Source organism: Xanthomonas sp. CFBP 7698 (assembly GCF_003600855.1).
Classification (GTDB): domain Bacteria; phylum Pseudomonadota; class Gammaproteobacteria; order Xanthomonadales; family Xanthomonadaceae; genus Xanthomonas; species Xanthomonas cannabis.
On the sequence record NZ_PRDN01000001.1, the window covers coordinates 1389460 to 1412915 of the forward strand.

The following is a 23456-nucleotide window of genomic DNA, read 5'->3' on the forward strand; positions in this document are numbered from 1 at the left end:
CCAGGCGGACGTTCCGACCACGTCTGGGCGCGTCCGAACCGACGAGTCGCGCATCTGCGACCGCCCAGGCACGCCATCGCCCACCGCTTGAAGTTACCATCGGCAGCCTGTTCGAAAGGTTTAGCCCCATGTCGCTCGACGTCGTTGTGGTGATGGATCCCATCGCCTCCATCAAGATCGTAAAAGACACCACCTTCGCCATGCTGCTGGAAGCCCAGCGGCGTGGGCATCGCCTGCATTACGTGCGCCCCGGCGGACTCAGCCTGCGCGAAGGCCGCGCGGTGGCGCAGGTTGCGCCGCTGAGCGTGCGCGAGGACAAGACCAGCTGGTTCACCCTGGGCGAGTTCGCCGAACTGGCATTCGGCCCCGGCCAGGTGGTGCTGATGCGCAAGGACCCGCCGGTGGATGCGGAGTTCGTCTACGACACCCAGGTGCTGAGCGTGGCGCAGCGCGCCGGCGCGCAGATCGTCAACGACCCGCAGGGCCTGCGCGACTACAACGAGAAGCTGGCCGCGCTGCTGTTTCCGCAGTGCTGCCCGCCGACCCTGGTCAGCCGCGACGCGGCCGCGCTCAAGGCCTTCGTGCTGGAGCACGACCAGGCGGTGCTCAAGCCGCTGGACGGCATGGGCGGGCGCTCGATCTTCCGCAGCGGCACCGGCGACCCCAACCTCAACGTGATCCTGGAAACGCTGACCGACGGCAACCGCAAGCTGACCCTGGCGCAGCGCTTCATCCCCGACATCACTGCCGGCGACAAGCGCATCCTGCTGGTGGACGGCGTGCCGGTGGACTATTGCCTGGCGCGGATTCCGCAGGGCGACGAGTTCCGCGGCAACCTGGCCGCCGGCGGACGCGGCGAAGGCCGCCCGCTGTCCGAGCGCGACCGCTGGATCGCCGCGCAGGTCGGCCCGGAAATGCGCCGCCGCGGCATGCGCTTCGTCGGCCTGGACGTGATCGGCGATTACCTCACCGAGGTCAACGTCACCAGCCCCACCTGCGTGCGCGAGCTGGATGCGCAGTTCGGCCTGAACATCGCCGGGCTGCTGTTCGACGCCATCGAGGCCGGCGCCGCGCAATGAGCACGGCGGCGGCCCTGCCTGCTTCCATGGACCAACGCCGGCGGCTGACCACCACGCTGGTGATCTCGTTGCTGCTGCACGGCGCGCTGATCCTGGGCGTGGGCTTTGCGGTCAGCGAGGACGCGCCGCTGGTGCCGACCCTGGATGTGATCTTCAGCCAGACCAGCACGCCGCTGACGCCCAAGCAGGCCGACTTCCTGGCCCAGGCCAACCAGCAGGGCGGCGGCGACCACGCCACCGCGCAGCGCCCACGCGACAGCCAGCCCGGCGTGGTGCCGCAGGACCGCACCGGCCTGGCCCCTCAGGCGCAACGCGCCACCAGCGTGAACGCGCCGGAGCCGACCCAGACCCGGGTGGTGAGCAGCCGCCGCGGCGAACAGACGGTGCCGAGCCCGCAACCGAATCCACAGACCGACCCGCTCACCCCGGCCGATGCGCAACGCGTGCAGCGCGATGCAGAAATGGCCCGGCTGGCTGCCGAAGTGCACCTGCGCTCGGAGCAGTACGCCAAGCGCCCGAACCGCAAGTTCGTCTCTGCCAGTACCCGCGAATACGCCTACGCCAACTATCTGCGTGCATGGGTGGACCGTGCCGAGCGCGTGGGCAACCTGAATTACCCCGACGAGGCGCGGCGCCGCCGGCTGGGCGGCAAGGTGGTGATCAGCGTGGGCGTGCGCCGCGACGGCAGCGTGGAAAGCAGCCGCGTGCTGATCTCCAGCGGCGTGCCGGCGCTGGACGATGCCGCCTTGCGCGTGGTGCAGCTGGCACAGCCGTTCCCGCCGCTTCCCACGACCAAGGACGACGTGGACATTCTCGAAGTCACGCGCACGTGGTTGTTCCTGCCCGGCGGCGAGCTGCACGACGATCGTTGAGGTGGCACGCGCCTGATCGGTGCGCGCACGATGGCACACTGCGGATCGGATGACGGTGCTACCGATGCAGCTGCTCGCGCTGCTATGCGACCTGTGCCGCCTCGTACAGACCGTCTGCCAGCGCCACAATCTCCGCCGCGTCCTGCACGCGCTCGCGCCATGCGGCGGAGATGCGGTCGATGCCATAGAGCGCACCCGCCAGCTGCCCGCAGATTGCCGCGGTGGTATCGGCATCGTCGCCCAGATTGGCCGCACGCAGCACCGCGTCGGCAAACGTCTCGGTGGTGGCAAAACACCACAGCGCGGCCGACAGCGAATCGACTACGTAACCGGTGCCGCGGATCTGCGTCACCGGCACCGCCGCATGGTCGCGTATGGCCAAGGCGCGCACCGCTGGCGTGACCAAACCATCGCACGGCGTCTGCAGCACTGCCTGGCGATCGCCACCAAGCAGCGCAGCGCGTAGTTGCAGCGCGAACAACCGGCAGGCGTCGATCGCTTCGGCGGCGGCATGCGTGGTTCGCGAACTGTCTGCGGCACGCGCGCCCAATTCGTCCGGGCGATGCGCGTAATACATCGCCACCGGCGCCAGCCGCATCAACGAGCCGTTACCGGCCGCGCGCGGATCCTCGCTGCCGCCAGAGCGTGTCATCCACTTTGAGATGAGGTGCGTTGGTCGTCAGCGGTGCGGAGCGGGTGTTGCGTGGCGCTGGCTTGGCTGGCGCCAAGGCAAGCCGCGCGGCGTCCGCTCCGTGCCGCTGACGGCCAACCCTCCGGGAAGTGACCTGTGGCGCGCCGATACTACGTTGCGCGCTTTGCCCAGGCAGCCAGCCTGGGCCGCAGCGCACGCCTTGTCTCGACGCGCCACAGGCCGCTTCGCACTCATCTCAAAGTGGATGACACGCTCTAAGCCGGGCCACCATCCAGATAGCGCTCCAGCGCCTGCCGCACGGTTGCGCCGATATCGAAGCAGGTGCCGGTACTGCCGAGATACCCGTGCTGGTACCAGTTGCAATAGCGATTCATCTGGTCGGCTGCATCGAACCCCTGCCGGTGCAGCAGGCTATGCGCTAGACACAAGGCCATCGAGGTGTCGTCGGTCCACTGCCCGGCCTGCAATGCGAACGGGCCGCCGCCGCGCATGTCGTCGATCGGCGTGAAGCTCCCCGGCGCGCAGAATTCCAGCGTGGTGCCCAGCGCATCGCCGACTGCCAGGCCGAGCAGGCACCCGCGAAAACGGGCGCGTTGTGCAGCGTCGGTCATGGCGTCGCGCCGGCTGCCTTCGCGGCGCGCGCGGCCTGCTGCTCGACCAACGTGAGCGCGACGTTGTCGCGCAGGTAAGCCGGCTCCACCCGCTCCGGCGCCACGCCTTCGCCGCGTTGCAACGCCGGCACCGCGAGCGTGAGCAGATCGGCCGCACGTGGCAGCGCGGTTGCATCGACACTGGTCAGGCGGGTCGCAAAACGCTGTTGCAGCAGTGCGTCGGCCGCGGCGAAACCGGTGCCGACACCGGCTATGCGCGCGGCGCTGTCGGGCAGCACGAGCGCGTCCGGTGCGCACACCACTTCCGGCGCCAGTTCCAGCAAGCTGTCGCCGCTGCGCGCGAAGAGGCCGGCATACACCTCGCCCATGCGTGCGTCGATGCAGGCCAGCACATGGGGCGCATCGGCCGGCGCGCGCAAGGCCAGCACCTGCAGCGTGGAGATAGCCAGCACCGGCAGACCCAGCGCCAGGGCGATGCCTTGCGCGATGCCGATCGCCAGACGCACGCCGGTGAATGCACCGGGACCACGGCCCACCGCAATCGCATCGAGCTGGCGGCGCGCAATACCTGCCTCGGCCAATAACTGCTCGGCCCACGGCAGTGCCAGTTCGGCGTGGCGGCGCGGCGCCAGTTCGAAACGCTCGATCACGCGGCCATCCGCGTGCAGCGCAACGGAGCAGGCTTCGGTGGACGTTTCGAATGCGAGGATGTTCATGGGAGCAAGCCGGGACCGGGGACCCGGGACTGGAAACCCGGAAAGGGGCAAAGTTTAACTGATCGATTCGAGGGGCCGGGATGGTGCCTGGGTGTACCAATCGCTGCGTATGGTACTTGTGCGCAAGCGACTGCGCGGGCCGACCGGCCACGCGACGTGCGCGAGGGCCATTGCACATCGATGCGGCATCCGCGGCTGCCTTGCGCACTTCGCTCTGCGCTTAGCCAGGTCTCGGTCCCGAGTCGCGGCTTGCAGATCGCATAGCGACGGCAACCCAGCAATCCAACAACGCGACCGCCACCAACAGCTCGCCCTGCGTTTATTCGGGTTCCTGGCCCCCGGTTCCCGGTCCCGCCCCCTGCGGCTCGAAAAACGCCTGCACATCCGCAATCTCGCGTGTCCGCGCAAACGGCGGCAGCGACTTCATAAACGTGCGTCCGTAGCTCTTGTTCACCAGCCGCGGGTCGCACAGCACCAGCACGCCACGGTCGGTTTCGCTGCGGATCAGCCGGCCCACGCCCTGTTTGAGCGCGATCACCGCCTGCGGCAACTGCTCGTCGCGGAACGGGTTGCCGCCGTCGCGGCGGATCGCATCCAGGCGCGCTTCGAATACCGGATCGTCGGGCGCGGCGAACGGCAGCTTGTCGATCACCACCACGCTCAAGGCATCGCCGACCACGTCCACGCCCTCGCGGAAACTGGCCGAGCCCAGCAACACGCCGTTGCCGGAATCGCGGAAGCGCTGCAACAAGGTCGCGCGCGGCGCTTCGCCCTGCACGAACAATGGCCACGGCGCGCCACGCAAGGCCTCGGCCGCTTCGCGCAGCGCCCGATGCGAGGCGAACAATAAGAACGCACGGCCGTTGGATGCTTCCAGCACCGGCGTCAATGCCGCGATCAAGGCGGTGCCAAAACCACGCGCGGCCGGGTCGGGCAGATTCGGCGGCAGATAGCACAGCGCCTGGCGCGCCCAGTCGAAGGGACTGGGCTGCAGCAGGGTCACCGGATCGCTCAGGCCCAGCCGTAGCGCAATGTGGTCGAACTCCCCGCCCACCGCCAGCGTGGCCGAGGTGAACACCCAGGCCGCGTGCGATTTTTCACGGTGTTCGCGCAGCGGGCCGGAGACATCCAGCGGTGTGCGCTGGCAACGGAATCCGCGCGGACTCAGTTCGTACCAGAGCACATCGTTGTCGACCGTCTCTTCCGGCGGATCCTGCGCAAAATCGGGGATCGGCACATCCTCGCCCAGCCAGCGCGACAACCGGTTCAAGGCCTCCTGCGCACGCGCCGTGCAGCCATCGAAACCCGGCGACGCCTGGCGCAGCGGCAGCAGCGCCTCGCCCAACCGGGCCAGGGCCGACAGCACCGCATCGAAGCCTTCGCGCACCTGCGGCTTGGCCAGCGCGCGCCATTGCGTGCCACGTGGCGGCAGCCCCTCCATGCCGGCACGCAGCGCGCGCAAGGCCTCGTCCAGCGCCAGGATCGGTGCCTGCAGGCTGGCTTGCGCGCCGGCCACCAGCCGCGCTTCCACCATGCAATCGCGCGCCAGTTCCTGCCAAGGCCGCATGCCGAAACTTTCGCCGAAGAAATTGGCCGCCAGCTCGGGCAATTGATGCGCCTCGTCGATGACGAAGGCTTGCGCGCCCGGCAGGATTTCGCCGAAACCTTCCTGTTTGAGCGCCAGATCGGCCAGCAGCAGATGGTGGTTGACCACCACCAGATCGGCCGCCTGCGCGCGCTGACGTGCCTGCACCACGAAGCACTCGCTGTAGAACGGGCATTCGGTGCCCAGGCAGTTGTCGACGGTGGAGGTCACCATCGGCAGCAGCGGCGAGTCGTCCGGCAAGGCTTCGAGCTCGGCCATGTCGCCGTACTGGGTGCGCCCGCTCCAGGCCACGATGCGCTGGAACTGCGACACCTGCTCGGGCGTGGCAAAGCGCGGCTCGCCACGCGCCTGCTGGGTGCGGTACTTGCACAGATAATTGGCGCGGCCCTTCAACAATGCGCTGCGCAGCCCGACACCCAGTGCGGCACGCACGCGCGGCAGATCGCGATGGAACAGCTGATCCTGCAACGCACGCGTACCGGTGGAGACGATGGTCTTGAGCCCGGACAGCAGCGCAGGCACCAGATAAGCGTACGTCTTGCCGGTGCCGGTGCCGGCCTCGGCCAGCAATACATCGCGCTGCTCGAAGGCCTCGGCAATGGCGCCGGTCAGGCGCAACTGCGCAGTGCGCGGCGCAAACGCATCGAGCTGACGCGCCAGCGCCCCGCCCTCGCTCAGGGCCTCGATGCTGGCAGTGACAAGTTGGGACATGGGACCGAACGAAGAGCGGACAGGAAGCACGACAGCCTAGCGCGTGCGCAGTGATGCTGCCTGGGTCAGGCTTGCAGCAGCCGGCAAACACGTCATCGCAGCGAGGAGACTGCGGTGGACGCGGGGCGCATCGATTTCACGATTGCGCCATGCCAGCGACAGCGGTCGATGACTGCCGACAAGGTTCAGGCGCCTTTCGATGCCGTGCTGCGCGATGGCGCTTGCGTCATCCGCTTGGTCCGGCAGGCTGTTGCACCTTCGTTGCTACAGATGCCCCGCCCCATCCAGGCACGTCAGACCCAGGACCAAAGAGGCCGAGGGCGCTCGTCTTGCGTTGTGCTGCGCGGGCTGGCTCACGAAGCGACGCTGCCCGCCCACAGGAGGCAGCCGACCGAGCCGGTCGCGCTGCTGGCAGCACGACCGCTGCCGTGCGCACTCAGTACCGCTTCACGCCCGGCACGGTGCAGCCGGCGATCTGCGCCTTGGCAGAAGCTGCATTTTCCTTTTCGCCCCGTGCCAGCCGCGACTGCTCGATGGTCGCCCAATGGCGACGGCACAGTGGGCCGGTCTTGGAGCCAAGCTCGATCGCCTGCTTGGCGAAGCGCTCGGCGGCCGGCCAGTCGGCCTGCAGCACGGACACTTCCGCGCGCTCCTGCAGGATCGCCGGGTCGCCGGACACCAGTCCCAGCGCTTGATCCAGCGCGGCTGCCGCGCCGGGCAGATCGCCAGCCTGGCGCTTGCTCTTGGCGGTCTCGCGCAGATCGTCCACCTGCGGGTCGCGCAGCGGCTGCACCGACAGCTCGGTGTCGTCCACGCCGGCTTCGCGTTCGATCAGCAACAGCCGTTGGGTCGGGGTGGTCGGGTCCACCGGAGCCGGCGGCGGTGGAGGCGGTGCGCTGACGCACGCGGTGACTGCAGTCAACACGCCAACCAGGGCAAGCAAGCGGTGGATTCGGATCATGGGGTCACTCCAGTCAATGCGCGGGTGGGGCCGTGGCAGGTGCGGGGGCGGGTTCTTCGGGCTTCTTCTCCAGACCGAAGAAGCGGCGCCAGCCGCCACCGCTGGATTGCTCGGCGGGCGCGGTGGCCTCGCCGGGAACGCCCTCGATCGACGGCGCATTGCCGGCGCAGGGAGCATACGCGGGCGTGAAGCCGACCACGAACGGGAACTGCCGCGCGCCGGGGCAACCGGCGTCGGTCACGCCGGTCCCGGCGGCATCGACCGGCTGCCAGTCCAGCCCCTTGCCGCTGACCTTGAGCGGCGCGCTGGGCAGGCGCGCGAAGATGCTCGACCACACCCGCATCGCACCGGTGGCGCCGTACAGGCCGGTCTGCTCGTTCTGGTCGTTGCCCATCCAGATCACCGCCAGATGATCGCCGGTGTAGCCGGCATACCAGCTGTCGCGACCATCGTTGGAGGTGCCGGTCTTGCCGGCCGGCGACAGCCGCCCCAGCCCGTCGCTCAGCAACTGACGCGCGGTGCCGCCGCTGACCACCTGCTGCAGCGCGATGCTGATCAGGTTGGCCGCCACCGAATCGCCTTCCTGTGCCGGTGCCGGGGTCTTGTCGTAGCGCTTGAGCAGCTTGCCCTGCGGGTCGAGCACGCCACGCACCGCATGCAGCGGCTGGATCTCGCCGCCCGCAGCCAGGAACTGGTACAGCTGCGCCATGCCGTACGGGCTCTGGTCGGTGGCGCCCAGGATCAGCGACGGATTGGGGTCGGCCTTGATCCCGGCCAGCACCTGGATCAGCTGGGCGATGCGGTCGGCACCGACCTGCATGCCCACCCGCACCGTGGCCTGGTTGTAGGAATGCGCCAGCGCATCGATCAGCCGTACCGTGCCGTGGCTGCGGTTGTCGGAATTGCCCGGCGACCAGGTCTTGCCGCGGCTGAGCTGCACGGTCACCGGCGAGTCGTCGACCCAGCTGGAGAGCGCCCAGCGGTCCGGCGAGGCCAGGGCCAGCAGGTAGACGAACGGCTTGAGCAGCGAGCCGACCTGACGCTGCGCTTCCACCGCGCGATTGAACCCCGGCTTGGCCACGTCGCGACTGCCGACCACCGCCAGCACGTCACCGTTGTGCACATCGGTCAGCACCAAGCCGGCCTGCAAGGGCGGGCGCTTCTTGTTGTCCAGGCGCTTGATGGTGCCGGTCACCGCGCCTTCGGCATACGCCTGCGCAGACGGCGACATGCCGGTGAGCACGCTCATGCCGGCGCCCTGCAGCACGCCTTCCGGGTAGTCGTGCGCCAACTGGCGGCGCACCAGATCCACATAGGCCGGGAAGCGGTTGGCCGCGACCAGGCCCGGTTCCTGCGGCACGCCCAACGGTGCGGCCAGCGCGCGCTTGTACTCGGCATCGTTGATCAGGCTGTTTTCGTGCAGCTTGCCCAGTACGAAATTACGCCGGTCCAGCGCGCGTTCCGGGTTGCGGCGCGGGTCGTAATACGACGGCCCCTTGACCAGCCCGATCAGCAGGGCGATCTGCTCGGTGGTCATCGAATTCAACTCACGACCGAACCACAGCTCCGCGCCCGACGACACCCCGTGGATGGCCTGCCCGCCACGCTGGCCCAGGTAGACCTGATTGAGATAGGCCTCCAGGATGGTGCGCTTGTCGTAGCGCGCCTCCATGATCACCGCGTACAGGATCTCGTTGAACTTGCGGGTGAGCGTCTGCTCCTTGCCGATGCCGAGCAGGCCGCTGCGGGCCAACTGCTGGGTCAGGGTGCTCGCGCCCTGCCGCACCTGGCCGCCGGAGCGCAGCATGATCCAGGCCGCACGCACCATGCCGCTGAGATCGATGCCGTGATGGCTGTTGAAGTCGCGGTCTTCCACCGCCTGCAAGCCGGTCACCAGCAACTCCGGCACTTCCTCCATGCGCACCAGGCGGCGCTCTTCCTGCTTCTGTCCGTACAGCGTGGCGATGCGTGCCGGGTCCAGACGTGCGCTCTTGAGCGCCTTGCGGTCGCCAGCATCGCGCAGGCTGGCCACGCGGCCACCGGACAGCGCCACCTCGACACGCCGCGCGGCCACACGTCCGTCCACGTCGATATAGCCGCGGCTGGCAATGGTGAAGCGGCTGCCGTCCTGCTGATAGGTGCCAGCCAGCTTGGCCTGGCCGTCGTCGCGGTAGGACGCCGCATCCAGCTCGGTCTTCAAGGTGGCCGCATCCAGCGCATTGCCGGGCGCCAGCACCAACGGCCGCCCATAGACGCGGGTCGGAATCTGCCAGCGCAGTTCGCCGAACCGTTGGCTGACCTGCTTGTTCAGATACACCGTGTAGGGAATCAGGAAACCGAGCGCCAGCGCGATGCCGGCAAAGCCCCAGACAATCAGTCTGCGCTGCCAGCGGGAGCCTTGCTCGTCGGTGTCGTCCTGGAAATCGTCGGAATCGTCGTGGTCGTAGCGTCGGGGCACGGGAATGCGAGAATGTAGAGTCCGGCGAGTCTAGCGCAGCGGTGTCATGGTTGCGGTTCACCGGGCCTGGCGACTTAAGCGCGGCTAACAAACGCCGACACGCCTTGCGCTGTGGTCCGGCGATGCTCGGCGCGGCATGGCCCGCTCGGTACACTGCGCGCTCAGGCCCGCCTTGCCCCATCCGGCGACGGCTCGCCCTGTGTCACCCGTCTCTACGCTGGAGTTCCAACGGAATGTCGATGTCCCTGGCCGATGCGCGCTACCTGTTCAATCGCGTGCTTGGCCTGATCCACCGCAGCGTGGCGAGCATGCGCACCCGCGGGTGGCGCGCCACCTGGCAGCGCATTCGCGTGCACACGCAGGCGCCGCCGGTCGCGCTCGGCACCCCGCTCTGGTTGCCCGATGCCACGCCGTTCGACGTATTTGCGGTACCGCACAGCGCCGCACCACGGGTGACGGTGGTGATTCCGGTGTACAACCACATCGCCCATACGCTGGCCTGCCTGCGCGCGCTTGCCGCGCACCCGCCACGGCTCGCCATCGAGATCATCGTGGTGGACGATGGCAGCAGCGATGTCACCGCGGTGCAGCTGCCGCAGATCGAGGGCTTGCACTATCACCTGCGCGCCAGCAACGGCGGTTTCATTGCAGCCTGCAACGATGGCATTGAACTTGCGCGCGGCGATTACGTGGTGTTGCTCAACAACGACACCATCCCGCAGCCCGGCTGGCTGGACCGGCTGATCGCCACGTTCGACCAGCACCCGGCTGCCGGGCTGGTCGGCGCGCAGCTCGTTTACCCGGACGGACGCCTGCAGGAATCTGGTGGCGTGGTGTTCGCCGATGGCAGCGCCTGGAGCTATGGCCGCTTCGAATCGGCCGAGGACCCGCGCTACGCCTATGTGCGCGCGATGGACTACTGCTCGGGTGCGGCGATTGCCCTGCCACGGGCGCTGTTGCAGACACTGGGCGGGCTGGATCGCCGCTACATGCCGGCCTACTACGAAGACACCGACCTGGCTTTCGCCGTACGCGCCGCCGGGCATCAGGTGCTGGTGCAGCCGGCCAGCGTGGTGGTGCATGACGAAGGCACCAGCAACGGCACCGACACCCGTACCGGGGTCAAGGCCTACCAGGTCCGCAATCAGGCGGTCTTTGCGGACAAATGGCAGCAGGTGCTGACCCGGCAATTGCCGGTCGGCCGCGTGCCCGGCCCCGCGCAGCTGCATCGCGGGCAGCGCCAGGTACTGATCCTGGACGAATGCGTGCCGCAGCCGGACCGCGACTCCGGCTCGTTGCGGCAGTTCAACCTGATCCGTCTGCTCTGCGAGGAAGGCGCGCACGTGGTGTTTGTGCCGACCCGCCGCGAACATGCCGGACGCCACACCCAGGCGCTGCAGCAGTTGGGCGTGGAGGTCTGGTACGCGCCGTTCCTGGAGGGCATCGGCAGCTGGTTGCGCACGCATGGGTCGCGCTTTGCGGTGGTGCTGCTGGTGCGTCATCACGTGGCGCATGCCTGCCTGCCGTTGCTCAAGCAATACGCGCCACAGGCACGCACCCTGTTCGATACCGTCGACCTGCATTACCTGCGCGAACGCCGCGGTGCCGAGCTTGCCGGCGATGCCAACCTGCTGCGCAGCGCAGAGCGCACCCGGGTGCGCGAACTGGAGATCATGGCTGCCACCGATGTCACGTTGCTGGTGTCGGCCGCCGAACAGGCGCAGCTGCGCGCAGACGCACCGCAGATCCGCACCGCCCTGCTGTCCAACCTGCATGATGTCGTCGGCAGCGGCCACGGTTTCGAACAACGCCGCGACCTGGTGTTCGTCGGAGGGTTCCGTCACGCGCCGAACGTGGACGCGGTGCAGTGGTTCATCAGCGCCATCTTCCCGCAGGTCCGCGCGCAACTGCCCGGCGTGGTCTTTCATTGCATCGGCGCCGACCTGCCCGAAGCGCTCAAGCTGCTGGCCGACGAATGCCCAGGCGTGCAGTTGCACGGGCATGTGCCGGACCTGGTGCCGTTCATGGACAGCGCGCGCCTGTCGGTGGCACCGCTGCGCTTTGGCGCCGGCGTCAAGGGCAAGATCAACCTGAGCATGGCGCACGGCCAACCGGTGGTCGGCACCACCTGTGCAGTGGAAGGCATGCACCTGCGCGACGGCGAAGATGTCTGCGTGGCCGACGACGCCGACGCGTTCGCCAGCGCCATCGTGCGGCTGTATCAGGATGCGGCGTTATGGCAGCGCCTGGCGGACAACGGCCTGCGCAACGTGGCCCGGCATTTCTCGCTGGAGGCCGCACGCGACACCGTGCGCGCGTTGTTCATCGCGCCTTGACCGGGCGGTATCGCACGTGTCGCCTGGCCGGCCGGGGCTCTGCGTCCGACCTTCACTCACTCCCCACCGGTGCAAGCCTCAGCGCTGCTCGGCCACCGCCCGCACCCGTCGCGTGAACTCGGCCAGTTCCGGCAAGCCTGGATCCAGCTGATGCGCCTGATCCTGGGCACGTCGGGCGAACGCTGCATCCTCCTGCCCCAGCCGCTCGCTGCCGACCGCAACCCAGCGTTGCGCCAGGCGCCGACGTGCGCCGGCCAGCGCATCGCCGTTGGGCGTCAGCGCCTGCCAGGCATCCAGACATCCGCGCGCCGCGCGCAGGCGGTTGTTGCGCAGTTCGTCTTCGAAACAGCGTTGACTGGCAGGCACCACCCGCGCGGCCGCCTGCACCACGCGTGGGTCGCGCGGCGCCAGCGCCTGTGCGGCGCGCACGGCATCGTATGCACTGGCCCCGGGCGGCGTCATCCACTGCTGGCGTGCTTCGGCGTCGGCCACGCGTTGCAGCAACACGCGCAGGCGGCGCTCGCGCACTGCGCGCGACAGACCGGTCTGCGGGCCGCGTTGCGCATCGCGCGCACGCGCGATCGCCTGCTCGGCCTGCGCGATCGATGCAGCGCCCGGCACCAGGGCCTGCGCCTGTTGCAGCGACTGCATGGCTTCATCGAAATGGAAATCCGCAGCCTGGCGACCCGCCTGTGCGGCGTATTCGCCGGCCACCCGTTCGAGCCCGCGCTGCGCCCCGGCATCTGCCGGCTCGGCGACCAGCACCGCGGCAAAATCGCGCGCTGCCGGGGCCAACCGGCCGCGGCGCAGCAATGTCTGTGCACGTTGACGGCGCTGCTCGAGCAGACGGTGATAGTGCCCCTCGGTCAGCGGCAGGTCGGCATGCCCGGCATCGTAGCGCTTGGCAGCGGCCAGCAGGGCGGCGGCATCGGCAAGTGCGTCGCGTGCCAGCGCATGGCGCGCCTGCGCCAGCAGATCGGCCAGGGCATCTTCGCGTCCTTCCAGCGCGTCGGTGCGGTCCGGGGCCAGGGTCAGGATGCGCTGGTAAAGCGGCAGCGCGCTGTCGGGGGTTCCATCCAGGCGCCCCTGTTGCTGGGCGACCACCGCCTGTGCGAGCAAGGCATCGAGTCCGGCACGGCGCGCCTGCAGGTCGCGCAGGCGCAGCGCAGCCGGGGCGGTCTGCGCCTGCGGCACCTCCAGCGCACCTGCCAGTGTCAGCGCGCGCTGCGCACCGGGCGCATCGCCGGCCGCGATGGCCGCACGCGCCTGCACCACGGCGGCGGCACCGGTACGCGCCAAGCCGGTCCGCGCCTCGGTGCGATCGCTGTCCAGCGCGAGCGCAGCGTTGAACAATTCGCGCGCCCCGGTGCCGTCGGCTGCGCTGAGCCGGCCGCGCAGCAAGGCCGCATCGCCGCGTTGCAGCAGCTGCTGGATGCGCGTATCCGGCCACAGCCAGTCGGCAAGCGGCTTGCGCAGCACGATGACGCTGAGGAGCAGGCAGGCGGACAGCGCCAACACCACGCGCCACAGCGCGCGGCTGCGCAACGGCGCCCAGAGGCGGGGCGACCTGGCCCAGCGCGGCAGCGGAAACATGCGGTGGCGTCCATCCTTGGCGCGACCTGACAGGGACGCGTTCACCCGACTATGGTAGCTGCCTGCTGCGAAGACGATGTGCGTTTCGGGATTCGGGATTCGGGATTCGGGAATCGGGAATCGGGAATCGGGAATCGGGAATCGGGAATCGGGAATCGTCAGGCAAACATGGCTGATCGGCTGATGGGCTTTGCAGATCCACGGATAAACGGTCGCGACACGGATAGCATGGCGGCGCAGCGACTTGCACCGCATGACCTCCATCGTCCGCTTGCTGACCATCGATGGATGCCACGGCATGCGCTGTGACGATGACGCTGCTCGTCTGTGCGGCGCCCGTCAAGCGAACGCTACCGCCTTGTTACCCAGCCTCAGCCCAGGCGCCGGACCTCGTTGACGCCGGGCAAGGCGTCCAGTTTGCCGAGCAGGGCCGACAGCTGGTCGTAGTCGCTGACCTTGAGCCGCAGCCGCAATTGCGCCCTGCCGGTGTCGCGCACGTTGTCGCTGTTGATCTCCAGCACGTGGGCGTCTTCCTGCGCGATCAGGTTGGTGATGTCCTTGAGCAGCCAGCGCCGGTCCACCGCACGCACCTGCACATCCACCTCGTAGCCGCTGCCGGCCTTGCCCCACTCCACCGGCAACACGCGCTGCGGGTGGGCGGCGGCCAGCCGCGCCAATGCTGCGCAATCGGTGCGGTGCACGGTGATGCCGCGCCCGCGGGTGAGGTAGCCGGCAATGGGTTCGCCGGCCACCGGCTGGCAGCATCGCGCCAGCTGCACCAGCAGGTTGCCCACGCCCTGCACGGTGAATTTGGACTTGCCCAATCCATCGCGACGCGCAGTCGGGCGTGGCGGCGCCGGCACCGCCGGTTGCGACGCGGCGCGCTCGGCTTCCAGCAACGCGCGGCTGACCTGGTTCGGGCCGGTATCGCCTAGCGCCACCTGGATATACAGCTCGTCGATGTTCTCGGCGTGGAATTTGCGTGCGGCCACGCCCAGATCGGCATGCTGCAGGCCCAGCCGCTTGAGCTCGCGATCGAGCAGGTCCTTGCCGGCCTGCACGTTGCGCGCGCGGTCGAGCTTGTGGAACCACGCACGCACCTTGTCGCGCGACCGCCCGCTGGCCAGAAAGCCGTTGGACGCCAGCAGCCAGTCGCGGCGCGGGTCGGCTTCCTTGGCGGTCATGATCTCCACGCGGTCGCCGCTGCGCAGCCGATACGTCAGCGGCACGATGCGGTCGTTGACGCGCGCGCCGCGGCAGCGATGCCCCACCATGGTGTGCACGTGATACGCAAAATCCAGCGGCGTGGCGCCCTGTGGCAGATCGATCACCTCGCCCTTGGGGGTCAGCGCGTACACGCGGTCTTCGATCAGCTCGGCATCCAGCGCGCCGGCCAGCTCGCCGTGCTCGCCTTCCTGCACCTGCTCCAGCAACTGGCGCATCCACAGGATCTTGCGGTCGAAGGCCTTTTCGGCGCCCTTGCCGCCTTCCTTGTATTTCCAGTGCGCGGCCACGCCAAGTTCGGCCTGGGCATGCATATCGAAGGTACGGATCTGGATTTCGATGGTGCGCCCTTCCGGGCCGACCACGGCGGTGTGCAGCGAGCGGTAGTCGTTGGCCTTGGGCCGCGCGATGTAATCGTCGAACTCGCTGGGCACCGGTGCCCACAGCGAATGCACCGCACCCAACGCCGCGTAGCAGGCCGCCACGTCGTCCACCATCACGCGCACTGCGCGCACGTCGTACAACTGGTCGAAGGACAACCGCTTTTTCTGCATCTTCCGCCAGATGCTGTAGATGTGCTTCGGCCGCCCGCTCACCTCGGCCCGCAGCCCCTGCCCGGCCAACGCGCTGGACAGGCTGCGCTTGACCGCTTCGATATAGCGCTCGCGTGCAACGCGGGTTTCATCCACTTCGCGGGCAATGCGGCGGTAGGTCTCCGGCTCCAGGTGACGGAACGCCAGATCTTCCAGTTCCCACTTCACCTGCCAGATGCCCAGCCGGTTCGCCAGCGGGGCATGGATGTCGCGGGTGAGCTGGGCCAGCGCGCGACGCTGTTCCTCGTTGAGGCGGTCGGCCACGCGCATGCGCGCCAACTGCCGTGCCAGCAGGATCGGCACGACCCGCAGGTCGTGGATGATCGACAGCAACAAGCGGCGCAGGCCCTCGCTGTTGCGCCCGGCCTCGCGCCCGGCGTGCAGCGCCCAAACCTGGTCGGCCGCATCCAGGCCATCGAGCAGGCCCTCCACCGCCACGCGCCGCTCCGCCGGTTGCCACGGCAGGGCGGCAACGGTGCCGCGCAACGCCGGCAGGTCGAACAGCAGCGCCGCAATCAGGGTGGCCTCGTCGGCCGCCAGCAGGGCCAGCGCATCCAGCGTGTCGCCGAGCAGCGACCACGGCACGCTGTCGGCTGGCGCGGGCGGCATGTCCTGCCAGGCCTGCGCAAGCGCGTCCCGCAGGGCGGGTGCGATCGAGGCGACAGCCGGGCGCTGCAGCACTGCCCGCAGGCGTTCGAATGAGGAACTGGTCACAACGGTGGACACGGTGGCGGCAACAACAAGGGGCTGACGGCTACGGTAACGTGCGCGTCACCTTCTCCACAACGCGAAATTTCGGTGCCCGTGCGCTGCCGCACGACCGCCGTGCTTATGGTCGGTTCACGCGCCAACGTCTTGATTCGCAACCGCTCAGCGCAATGCGTCAGGCGCCATCACGGTCCATCTGCGCCGCATCCGCCGCTTTTTACGTGCTCTTTACAACTCGCCCAAACCGGCTGCCTATGCTCCCTGCACGTCGTCGCTGCCGTGCGCAGCGGCGACGTCACTCACCCAACTGCGAGGTAGCCGATGAAGACCTGGAAGAAGCCTGTCGTTCGTGAAGTCAACTGTGGCGCCGAAATCAACTGCTACGTCTCCGGCGAGTTTTGATCCGGCCCGTTTCACACACACCTGCCGCCCTTCCTTCTTGATGCATGTCCGGCAATTGCCGGCAGATTAGGTAACAGCTCTCCATGCGCATCATTGTTCTGGGATCGGCGGCCGGCGGTGGGCACCCGCAGTGGAATTGCCACACACCCGCCAGCCAGCGGGCGTGGCAACAAGCAGACGGTGCCCAACGTCGTACCCAGGCCAGCATCGCCGTCAGTGCAGATGGTCAGCGCTGGGTATTGATCAATGCCTCTCCTGATTTCCGCCAGCAGATCCTTGCCACGCCCGCGCTATGGCCACAGCAGGGGCTGCGTCACTCGCCGATCAAGGCAGTGCTGCTGACCAGTGGCGAAATCGACCACATCGCCGGGCTACTGTCGATGCGAGAGAGCCAACCATTCTCGTTGCATGCCAGCAGCCGCGTGCTCGACCTGCTGGCACAGAATCCGATTTTCGACGCAGTCAACCCGCACTACGTCACGCGCACGCCCTTCGCGCTCGATACACCCCTACCGCTGCTCGGCCTGCAGCTCACACCGTTCTCGGTGCCGGGCAAGGTGCCGTTGTTCATGGAATCGCGCAGTGAAGGCGACCTGGCCGGCTCCAACGAAGAAACCCTCGGGCTCACCATCGACGACGGCCGGCACCGGGTGCACTACATTCCCGGCTGCGCCGCCATGACCGATGCACTGCGCGCGCGCCTGCAAGGCGCCGAACTGGTGTTCTTCGACGGCACGCTGTGGCGCGACGATGAAATGGTGCAGCTGGGCGTCAGCCAGAAGACCGGCCAGCGCATGGGCCATCTCAGCATCGACGGACCCGCGGGCACCATCGCCGCGTTCGAAGCGCTGAACGTGGCGCGCAAGATCTTCATCCATATCAACACCACCAATCCCGTGCTCGATATTCACTCCCCGGAGTACGCCAGCGCGCGTGCCAGCGGCTGGGATGTCGCCCACGACGGCCTGGAGATCACGCTGTGACCGCCCTGCTCACCCCCGACCAGCTGGAAGCAGACCTGCGTGCCATCGGAGCACGCCTGTATCACGACCAGCACCCCTTCCACGCGCTGCTGCACGACGGCAAGCTCGATCGCGGCCAGGTGCAGGCGTGGGCCTTGAACCGCTTCGAGTACCAACGCTGCATTCCATTGAAGGACGCTGCGATCCTGGCGCGCATGGAAGACCCGGCGCTGCGGCGCATCTGGCGCCAGCGCATCCTCGATCACGACGGCAATAGCGCGGCCGATGGCGGCATCGCCCGCTGGCTGCATCTGACCGACGCCCTCGGCCTGGACCGCCAGCTGGTGGAATCGGGGCGTGCGCTGTTGCCCGGCACCCGCTTTGCGGTGCAGGCGTATCTGCACTTCGTGCGCGAAAAGAGCCTGCTCGAGGCCATCGCATCGTCCCTGACGGAATTGTTCGCGCCCAACATCATCGGCCAGCGCGTGGCCGGCATGCTCAAGCATTACGACTTCGTCTCGGCCGAGGCGCTGGCCTACTTCGAGCATCGCCTGACCGAAGCGCCGCGCGATTCGGATTTCGCGCTGGACTACGTCAAGCAGCACGCCGACACCATCGAGAAACAACAACTGGTCAAGGACGCGCTGCATTTCAAGTGCTCGGTGCTCTGGGCGCAGCTGGATGCCTTGCACGTGGCCTATGTTGCGCCCGGCATCGTGTGGCCGGACGCCTTCGTGCCGGCGCGCGACGCCACCCGGGCCGCCGCGTGAGCAGCATCACGCGCGACAGCCAGCCGGCCCTGCGCGCAGGCGTACGTCTGCAGCATGACCGCGCACGCGACCAATGGGTGCTGCTCGCCCCCGAACGCGTGGTCGAGCTGGACGACATCGCCCTGGTGGTGGCGCAGCGCTTCGATGGCGTCCGGTCGCTGGCGCAGATTGCGGTGGAACTGGCCGCCGAGTTCGACGCCGACGCCACCGAGATCGAAGCCGATGTGATCGAACTGACGACCACCTTGCATCAAAAGCGTCTGCTGCGGCCATGAACAGTGCACCGCCGCCGCTGTCGGTGCTGCTGGAGCTGACCCATCGCTGCCCGCTGGCGTGCCCGTATTGCTCCAACCCGATTGCACTGGCCGCACTGCGCGAGGAGATGGACACCGCCGGCTGGCGCTCGCTGCTGCAGCAGGCCGCCGACATGGGCGTACTGCAGGCGCATTTTTCCGGTGGCGAGCCGATGCTGCGTAAGGACCTGCCCGAACTGGTGGCGCATGCGCGCGCGCTCGGGATGTACAGCAACCTGATCACCTCCGGCGTGGCGGGCGGCGAGCCGATGCTGGACCAGCTGCAGGCCGCCGGGCTGGAGCACGTGCAACTGAGCGTGCAGGACGTCGACCCGGCCGGCGCCGACCGCATCGCCGGCTATTGCAACAGCCTGGCAAAGAAGCGCGAGTTCGCCAGCGCCGTGCGTGCGCGCGGCCTGCCGCTGACCCTCAACGCGGTGCTGCACCGGCATAACGCCGAGCGCGTGCCCGGCATGATCGCGCTCGCGCTGGAATGGCAGGCCGAGCGTATCGAAGTTGCCCATACCCAGTACTACGGCTGGGGCCTGCGCAATCGCGCGGCGCTGATGCCCAGCCGCGAGCAGTTGATGGCCACCATCGAGGCAGTGGAAACCGCACGCCGCGAACTCGGCGACCGCCTGGCGATCGACTTCGTCACCCCCGACTACTACGCGCGCCAGCCCAAACCCTGCATGGGCGGCTGGGGCCAACGCTTCGTCAACATCTCCCCCCGCGGGGACGTGCTGCCCTGCCATGCCGCCGAGACCATCGACGGCATGCGCTTCGACAATCTGCGCGAGCGCTCGCTGGCCGATATCTGGAACAACGGCGAGGCGTTCGTGCGCTTCCGTGGCACCGCGTGGATGCCCGAGGTCTGCCAGGGCTGTCCCAAGCGCGAGATCGACTGGGGCGGCTGCCGTTGCCAGGCGCTGGCGCTCAGCGGCAATGCCGCCACGCTGGACCCGGTGTGCGAACGCTCGCCCACCCACGCGCAGGTGCGTGCCACCGCCGAACGCGAAGCCGCCGCGCCAGCGCCGGACTTCGTCTATCGCCGGCCCGCCCGCCCCGCGCGCGCACAACCCGCCACCGCAGGCGGCACGGACTGATCTGCGGTGGCCGGCGCAGAACAGCGTCTACACTAGCCACCTCTTTCCTCCTGGATGGCTTCCATGTCGCTCGCGCGCCGCATTCCCCTGCTGGTCTGCCTGACCCTTGCGTTGTCTGCCACCCCGGCCCTGGCGCAGCGTGCCGTCCAGGGCGATCTGCAGTCGCAGATGAGCGCCGAGCAGTTCAAGGCCGCCGGCCTGGACAAGCTCGACGCCAGCGAACTGGCCGCGCTCAACGACTGGCTGCAGGGCAAGGTGGCCAAGGAAGCGGCCGTGGTGGTCGAGCAGGCCAAGGAGGCCGGCCGCCAGGAAGTCATCGTCAAGAATCGCGGCTTCTTCGATTTCGGCAGCAAGGAGCCGATCGAAAGCAGCATCGTCGGCGAGTTCAAGGGCTTCTCCAAGGGCCGCGTCTACACGCTGGCCAATGGTCAGGACTGGGAACAGACCGATGCCGCCAGCCTGTCCGGCGTGCGCAAGGACGCACCCAAGGTCAGGATCAAGCCCGGCCTGGTCGGCGTCTGGTATCTGCAGATCGAGGGCTACAACACCCCGGCCAAGGTACGGCGAATCAAGTAAGCACTGGTAACTGCGCGGCATGGGCGAGTCCTGCCGTGCAATGGCAGCATGGGCTTCGTCCCAACCCGCTGGCGGCCTTGGCACCGCGACCCGGACGTCCGTAACGTGCAAGACTTGCCATTACGGCCCGGCGCGCCATGTGCTTTCCGCTCGACCTGCCTATGACTGCGCTGGCGCGTTGCACCGCTTCCGGAGGACACCGATGCGCTTGATGACACGTTGCGGTCTTGCCCTGCTGGCCCTGCTCTCCTGCCCGGCGTTGGCCTCTACCGCGGCCGAGCGATGCGCCACCTCGCCGGAGGTCGGGTTTGATCAGGCCCTGGTCTGCTATCACGACGCGGTGGAACAGCAGCCGCTGGTCTACACGCGGGTGGGCACCAGCCGCGTTGCTGGCGTGGAACGGCGCAACTACCTGCTCACCTCGCAGACCTGGTCGCCTGAGGCGCGTGTCACGCCGGCCATCTGGCAGCACGATGTGGCGATCTATGTGCCGTCCGATGCCTTGCCGACCCGCGCGGTGCTGATCTCCACCAACGGCACGCGTCACCCGGCAGACGGCGGCGCGGCGCAGCCGGCCAGCGAGTTGCCGCCGGAGGCGCTGGCTGCGCTGGCGCAACGCAGCCGCACCGTGGTCATCGCATTGAGCGACATTCCCAACCAGGCCTTGCGCTATCAGGGCGACGCCGCGCCACGGCGCGAGGACGACAGCGTTGCCTACACCTGGTCGCTGTTTCTCAAGGCGCCACAGCAACGCAAGACCATGCCGCTGCATGTGCCCATGGCCGCGGCGATCGCACGCACCATGAGCCTGGCCGAGCGTGAGCTGGCGCCACTGAAGATCCACCGCTTCATCCTTGCCGGTGCGTCCAAGCGCGGCTGGGCCAGCTGGCATGCCACGATCGCCGACCCGCGCGTCGAAGCCGTGGTGCCGTTCGTGATCGACATCCTCAACATGCCGGCGGTGCTGGACCACATGTACCGGACATACGGGGGCAACTGGCCGATTGCATTCAATGCCTACGCCCGGCAAGGCATCACCACGCAGCTGCAGACGCCGGCGTTTGCGCAGCTGGTGCAACTGCAGGACCCGCTGAGCTACCTGCACTCGCCGTACCGCAAGCGGCTGTCGGTGCCCAAATACATCGTCAATGCCAGCGGCGATGATTTTTTCCTGCCCGACAATACGCAGTTCTTCTATGCGGCGCTGCCTGGCAGCAAGGCCTTGCGTGTGGTGCCCAACAGCGCGCACAACGGCATCCGTGCCGCGGTCGTCGACACGTTGGTGCCCTTCGTGACGCGGCTGCAGCAACAGCGCCCGCTTCCGCAGCTGAGCGATACCTTGCGCAGGGGCGCCGCGCCGCAGATCCGCCTGCGTTCTTCCGAGCGACCGACGCGGCTGCAACTGTGGACGGCCAGCAACCCGCAGGCACGCGACTTCCGCTACGCCTGTGGCATCCGCTATCACGCCAGTCCGCTCGTTGCGGGGCGCGGCCACACGATCGCCGTGCCGGTGCAGGTGCCCGAGACCGGCTGGAGCGCGTACTTCGTCGAAGCCACCTATGCCGATGGCTTTGTCGCCACCAGCCAGACCTACATCCTCGGCAAACAGCAGTATCCGCAGCAGGCGCCGCCGACCGACAACGCCGCCTGCAGCACCTTGCCGGGCATGGAAAGCAGTGCCGCTACGCGTTGATGTCGTGCACCGCCAACCTGGCGGAGACAGCGTTGCCGCAAGTGTCGCCAGCGAAGCACAGCCCTGCGCGGCGCTGATCCGCGTGTGCGTCTGAGGCACGCGGCTCCCGAACGGCGTTGAGATGTCGCAGCGGTCACTGCGCAGGTCGCCCTTCCACCTGCCTGGGTGCTGTCGCGGCAACGGCCGAACTGCCGCCGCACCCGCTGCATGCGCACCGATGGCGACGGCCAGCTTGGCTTGCTGCCGACGGCCGCCACCGCTGCGGTTGACCAAGTGGACACTCTTGACCGACTTGCGCAACGAAGTCCGCACAGAACCGTGCCCAAGCCCCGATTTGTCACTTGAGCCCGCCAGCAAGATCGATCCAACCCGACTGGACCATTGACATCGTTGTCACCAACTCCTAAACAGCCGTGACGCGCTGATGGCATTGGCCAATCGGACGGATCAAAGGACTGCATGTGGCTGCGACCTCCCGTTCTGCTCACGCTTCCTCCTCGCCCGCGGTGTCCGCTGCCACCGGCTTCGTCGCGGCCGATGTCGGCGGCACGCATGTCCGGCTTGCCCACGTGATGCAGGCCGACGACGGCGCGGTGGAGCTGACGCACTACCGCACCTATCGCTGCGCCGAATACGCCAGTCTCGACGCCATCCTTGCCGAGTTCCTGCCGCAGGTGAGCCGTGTGGAGGCGGTGGTCATCGCCAGCGCCGGCGTTGCGCTGGACGAGGACACCTTCATCAGCAACAACCTGCCGTGGAGCATGTCGCCCAAGCGCCTGCGCACCACGTTGGCGCTGCGCAGCGTGCACCTAGTCAACGATTTCGAAGCCGTCGCATACGCGGCGCCGCACATGGAGCCGCGTGCGGTGCTGCAGCTGAGCGGCCCCACGCCCCGGCATGTCCGCAGCACCGGCCCGATCCTGGTGGTCGGCCCCGGCACCGGGTTGGGCGCGGCGGTGTGGATCGATGCCACACCCAGACCGCTGGTGCTGGCCACCGAAGCCGGCCAGGTCGCGCTGGCCAGCACCCACGACCACGAACTGCAGCTGCTGCGCATCCTGCTGCGCGGGCAGCACTACCTGCCGCTGGAGCACGTACTGTCCGGCCCCGGTCTGCTCCGGCTCTACACCGCTGTCTGCCAACTCCATGGCACCGCGCCGCGTCATCAGTTGCCTGCCGCCATCACCCAGGCAGCCTTGCACGAGGACGACGCGCTGGCCGGCGAATGCCTGCAGGTGTTCTGCGCGCTGCTCGGGCATGCCGTCGGCGACATGGCGCTGGCCTATGGCGCGGGCGGCATCTATCTGGCCGGCGGCATCCTGCCGACGATCGGGCACTTCCTGACCACCAGCCAGTTCCGTGCGCGCTTCCTGGCCAAGGGCAACATGCGCGAGGTGCTCGAACGCATCCCGGTCAAGCTGGTCGAGCACGGGCAACTGGGCGTGCTCGGTGCGGCCAATTGGTACCTGCAGCACCACGCTGACGTGTCGTAGGCGATCTGTCGCGCGTTGTTGAGAACGCGCGGTGGCAACAC

17 protein-coding genes and 2 pseudogenes are annotated in these 23456 nt (G+C 68.2%); 11 read left to right on the forward strand and 8 right to left on the reverse strand.

What is annotated here, in order from left to right; genetic code table 11:
* Positions 1 to 128: 128 nt before the first annotated feature.
* Positions 129 to 1079 carry a glutathione synthase gene (gene gshB, locus XnspCFBP7698_RS05880; protein WP_104579856.1) on the forward strand — a complete coding sequence of 317 codons (951 nt, stop codon included), beginning with the start codon at positions 129 to 131 and terminating at the stop codon, positions 1077 to 1079.
* A complete protein-coding gene (locus tag XnspCFBP7698_RS05885; protein ID WP_104579857.1) occupies positions 1076 to 1951 on the forward strand; it encodes an energy transducer TonB in 876 nt (291 codons plus the stop codon). Before gshB ends, XnspCFBP7698_RS05885 begins: the two co-directional genes overlap by 4 nt.
* Before the next feature lie 82 nt (positions 1952 to 2033).
* Here XnspCFBP7698_RS05885 and XnspCFBP7698_RS05890 read toward each other — a convergent pair.
* From XnspCFBP7698_RS05890 to mrcB, 6 genes and pseudogenes are all read right to left on the reverse strand, one after another.
* Positions 2034 to 2579, reverse strand: a pseudogene (locus tag XnspCFBP7698_RS05890) (ADP-ribosylglycohydrolase family protein); the annotation flags it as partial.
* Positions 2580 to 2860: 281 nt separating this feature from the next.
* A pseudogene (locus XnspCFBP7698_RS05895) lies at positions 2861 to 3214 on the reverse strand (ADP-ribosylglycohydrolase family protein); the annotation flags it as partial.
* Positions 3211 to 3930 carry a tRNA (adenosine(37)-N6)-threonylcarbamoyltransferase complex dimerization subunit type 1 TsaB gene (gene tsaB, locus XnspCFBP7698_RS05900; protein ID WP_104579858.1) on the reverse strand — a complete coding sequence of 240 codons (720 nt, stop codon included), beginning with the start codon at positions 3928 to 3930 and terminating at the stop codon, positions 3211 to 3213. The gene tsaB and the pseudogene XnspCFBP7698_RS05895, both read right to left, overlap by 4 nt.
* A 319-nt stretch (positions 3931 to 4249) precedes the next feature.
* A complete protein-coding gene (locus XnspCFBP7698_RS05905; protein ID WP_104579859.1) occupies positions 4250 to 6247 on the reverse strand; it encodes an ATP-dependent DNA helicase in 1998 nt (665 codons plus the stop codon).
* Between the two features lie 436 nt (positions 6248 to 6683).
* Positions 6684 to 7208, reverse strand: coding sequence for a hypothetical protein (locus XnspCFBP7698_RS05910; RefSeq protein WP_104579860.1), 525 nt, complete (start codon positions 7206 to 7208; stop codon positions 6684 to 6686).
* Positions 7209 to 7221: 13 nt separating this feature from the next.
* Positions 7222 to 9666, reverse strand: coding sequence for a penicillin-binding protein 1B (gene mrcB, locus XnspCFBP7698_RS05915; RefSeq protein WP_104579861.1), 2445 nt, complete (start codon positions 9664 to 9666; stop codon positions 7222 to 7224).
* A gap of 233 nt (positions 9667 to 9899) precedes the next feature.
* Between mrcB and XnspCFBP7698_RS05920 the strand changes: the two genes are divergently transcribed.
* Entirely contained in the window at positions 9900 to 12002 is a 2103-nt protein-coding gene (locus XnspCFBP7698_RS05920) for a glycosyltransferase (protein ID WP_146093179.1), read from the forward strand.
* Positions 12003 to 12080: 78 nt separating this feature from the next.
* On the opposite strand, the gene XnspCFBP7698_RS21605 is transcribed toward XnspCFBP7698_RS05920, so the two are convergent.
* Both XnspCFBP7698_RS21605 and XnspCFBP7698_RS05940 read right to left on the reverse strand, forming a co-directional pair.
* Entirely contained in the window at positions 12081 to 13595 is a 1515-nt protein-coding gene (locus tag XnspCFBP7698_RS21605; protein WP_184367248.1) for a hypothetical protein, read from the reverse strand.
* Between the two features lie 371 nt (positions 13596 to 13966).
* Positions 13967 to 16126: a bifunctional (p)ppGpp synthetase/guanosine-3',5'-bis(diphosphate) 3'-pyrophosphohydrolase gene (locus tag XnspCFBP7698_RS05940; protein WP_146093181.1), complete on the reverse strand. Its 2160-nt coding sequence runs from the start codon at positions 16124 to 16126 to the stop codon at positions 13967 to 13969.
* Between the two features lie 315 nt (positions 16127 to 16441).
* Here XnspCFBP7698_RS05940 and pqqA point away from each other — a divergent pair, with 315 nt between their 5' ends.
* The 8 genes from pqqA (at position 16442) to XnspCFBP7698_RS05975 (ending at position 23415) form a co-directional block, all read left to right on the forward strand.
* Positions 16442 to 16522 (forward strand): pyrroloquinoline quinone precursor peptide PqqA, encoded by an 81-nt coding sequence (gene pqqA, locus XnspCFBP7698_RS05945; RefSeq protein ID WP_002812057.1) that lies wholly within the window; start codon positions 16442 to 16444, stop codon positions 16520 to 16522.
* Positions 16523 to 16605: 83 nt separating this feature from the next.
* Positions 16606 to 17505 carry a pyrroloquinoline quinone biosynthesis protein PqqB gene (pqqB, locus tag XnspCFBP7698_RS05950; protein WP_104579865.1) on the forward strand — a complete coding sequence of 300 codons (900 nt, stop codon included), beginning with the start codon at positions 16606 to 16608 and terminating at the stop codon, positions 17503 to 17505.
* Positions 17502 to 18254, forward strand: coding sequence for a pyrroloquinoline-quinone synthase PqqC (gene pqqC, locus XnspCFBP7698_RS05955; protein ID WP_104579866.1), 753 nt, complete (start codon positions 17502 to 17504; stop codon positions 18252 to 18254). The genes pqqB and pqqC overlap by 4 nt, the downstream gene beginning before the upstream one ends.
* The gene (pqqD, locus tag XnspCFBP7698_RS21715) at positions 18251 to 18529 is read left to right on the forward strand and encodes a pyrroloquinoline quinone biosynthesis peptide chaperone PqqD (RefSeq protein WP_047695269.1); all 279 of its coding nucleotides are present in this window, start codon (positions 18251 to 18253) and stop codon (positions 18527 to 18529) included. Before pqqC ends, pqqD begins: the two co-directional genes overlap by 4 nt.
* The gene (pqqE, locus tag XnspCFBP7698_RS05960; RefSeq protein WP_233548928.1) at positions 18526 to 19653 is read left to right on the forward strand and encodes a pyrroloquinoline quinone biosynthesis protein PqqE; all 1128 of its coding nucleotides are present in this window, start codon (positions 18526 to 18528) and stop codon (positions 19651 to 19653) included. Before pqqD ends, pqqE begins: the two co-directional genes overlap by 4 nt.
* A gap of 63 nt (positions 19654 to 19716) precedes the next feature.
* A complete protein-coding gene (locus XnspCFBP7698_RS05965) occupies positions 19717 to 20229 on the forward strand; it encodes a hypothetical protein (RefSeq protein WP_104579868.1) in 513 nt (170 codons plus the stop codon).
* A gap of 202 nt (positions 20230 to 20431) precedes the next feature.
* Positions 20432 to 21922 (forward strand): PhoPQ-activated protein PqaA family protein, encoded by a 1491-nt coding sequence (locus XnspCFBP7698_RS05970; RefSeq protein WP_104579869.1) that lies wholly within the window; start codon positions 20432 to 20434, stop codon positions 21920 to 21922.
* A 461-nt stretch (positions 21923 to 22383) separates the two neighbouring features.
* Entirely contained in the window at positions 22384 to 23415 is a 1032-nt protein-coding gene (locus XnspCFBP7698_RS05975; RefSeq protein WP_104579870.1) for a glucokinase family protein, read from the forward strand.
* Positions 23416 to 23456 lie beyond the last annotated feature (41 nt).

Coding starts and splice junctions, on each gene's coding strand:
- gshB (WP_104579856.1), top strand. CDS start 129: ATGTCGCTCGACGTCGTTGTGGTGATGGATCCCATCGCCTCCATCAAG.
- XnspCFBP7698_RS05885 (WP_104579857.1), top strand. CDS start 1,076: ATGAGCACGGCGGCGGCCCTGCCTGCTTCCATGGACCAACGCCGGCGG.
- tsaB (WP_104579858.1), bottom strand. CDS start 3,930: ATGAACATCCTCGCATTCGAAACGTCCACCGAAGCCTGCTCCGTTGCG.
- XnspCFBP7698_RS05905 (WP_104579859.1), bottom strand. CDS start 6,247: ATGTCCCAACTTGTCACTGCCAGCATCGAGGCCCTGAGCGAGGGCGGG.
- XnspCFBP7698_RS05910 (WP_104579860.1), bottom strand. CDS start 7,208: ATGATCCGAATCCACCGCTTGCTTGCCCTGGTTGGCGTGTTGACTGCA.
- XnspCFBP7698_RS05920 (WP_146093179.1), top strand. CDS start 9,900: ATGTCGATGTCCCTGGCCGATGCGCGCTACCTGTTCAATCGCGTGCTT.
- XnspCFBP7698_RS21605 (WP_184367248.1), bottom strand. CDS start 13,595: ATGTTTCCGCTGCCGCGCTGGGCCAGGTCGCCCCGCCTCTGGGCGCCG.
- pqqA (WP_002812057.1), top strand. CDS start 16,442: ATGAAGACCTGGAAGAAGCCTGTCGTTCGTGAAGTCAACTGTGGCGCC.
- pqqB (WP_104579865.1), top strand. CDS start 16,606: ATGCGCATCATTGTTCTGGGATCGGCGGCCGGCGGTGGGCACCCGCAG.
- pqqE (WP_233548928.1), top strand. CDS start 18,526: ATGAACAGTGCACCGCCGCCGCTGTCGGTGCTGCTGGAGCTGACCCAT.
- XnspCFBP7698_RS05965 (WP_104579868.1), top strand. CDS start 19,717: ATGTCGCTCGCGCGCCGCATTCCCCTGCTGGTCTGCCTGACCCTTGCG.
- XnspCFBP7698_RS05970 (WP_104579869.1), top strand. CDS start 20,432: ATGCGCTTGATGACACGTTGCGGTCTTGCCCTGCTGGCCCTGCTCTCC.